At 64.9% G+C, this 1,271-nt stretch carries 1 pseudogene (running past one end of the window); it reads right to left on the bottom strand.

Annotated features, from left to right (window positions below):
• Positions 1-857 (bottom strand): annotated as a pseudogene (locus E6K79_00355) (Rne/Rng family ribonuclease) (it extends 686 nt beyond the left edge of the window).
• Between the last annotated feature and the right edge of the window lie 414 nt (positions 858-1,271).

The following is a 1,271-nucleotide window of genomic DNA, read 5'->3' as shown; positions in this document are numbered from 1 at the left end:
AAGTGGTCGAAGATCGGCGCTTCACCGCGATAGAGCTTCACCCGCGACTTGAGCTCCGGCGCATACGTCGCGAGGTACTTCAGTATTTGCTGGTACTCCTCCTTCGAGTCGAGGGTCAGCTGCGTGACGTCCTCGGTGAAGATGTCCCGAATGAGGCCGGTCGTGAACTCCATCTCCTGGTGCAGGAGCGCGGGCGCCTTCACCCTCTGCTTCTCGATCTTCTCCCAGAGCTGCTCCAGATACTTGATGTCGCTCTGGAATTCCTTCTTCCCCTGCTCCGCCCCGACCGTCCGGACGATCACCCCGGCGTTCTTCGGCCGTATCTCCTTGATCAGCCCCTTCAGGCGGGCGCGCTCCGCGCGATCCTCGATTTTCCGCGAGACGCCCACGTGGTCGTGGCCGGGCATCAGAACGAGGTATCGACCCGGGAGCGAGACCTGCGTGGTGACACGCGGTCCCTTCGTCCCGATCGGCTCCTTGGTGATCTGAACCAGGAGCTCCTGGCCCTTCTTTAGCGCATCCTCGATCCGCGGCGCCGCCTCCTCGCGCCGGCCGCGGCCCCGGCCGCCGCCGCCTCCTTTGCGGTCCTCGGTCTCCTCCTCGTCTTCGAAGAGGTCGTCCAGGTCGCTGTCGGGCTGGAGGTCGGAGGCGTGGAGAAACGCGCTCTTCTCGAGACCCAGATCCACGAACGCGGCCTGCATGCCCGGCAACACCGCGTTCACCCTGCCTTTGTATATATCCCCGACGCGACGTACCGCTTCGGGGCGCTCCACCATGACCTCCACGAGCTCTTTGTCCTCGAGAAGGGCGATCCGCGTTTCGTTGGAGCCAGCGTTAATGATGATCTCTCGTCGCATTCACCTCCAGGGCAGGGTCCGACGGGCCCGGGTTCGCCGAGTCCACAGGCACGGGCCGCCAGAACGCCGATTCCTCGAGTACCTCGAGGGGTGTCCGTAGCGTGCCACCGCGCTCCACCCACATCGCCTCGCGCGAGACGAGGAGGAGCCGGGGGTCGAATTCAAAGGACGGCAGGAGACTGCGCAAGAGCAGGTCCGGCCGCAAATATCCGGTCGCTTGGAGCCGCGAGGAGACCTTGATGCCGAGGCTCCCCTCGTTCCATGTCGTGTTCAGGGAGACGACGGCGGCGCGCGCGTTCACGGTCTTCCCCTTTTGTCCGTGGCTCTGCTTCGCCACCAGCCACTCGCTCGAGGTCTCGAACGCCGCCACGTTCCGTTCCAGCTCCTGCCGAAGCAGGTGGACGTTCTCGCCGC

It is taken from the genome of Candidatus Eisenbacteria bacterium, assembly GCA_005893305.1.
Lineage (GTDB): Bacteria > Eisenbacteria > RBG-16-71-46 > SZUA-252 > SZUA-252 > WS-9.
This window is presented reverse-complemented; position numbering and strand designations above follow the sequence as displayed.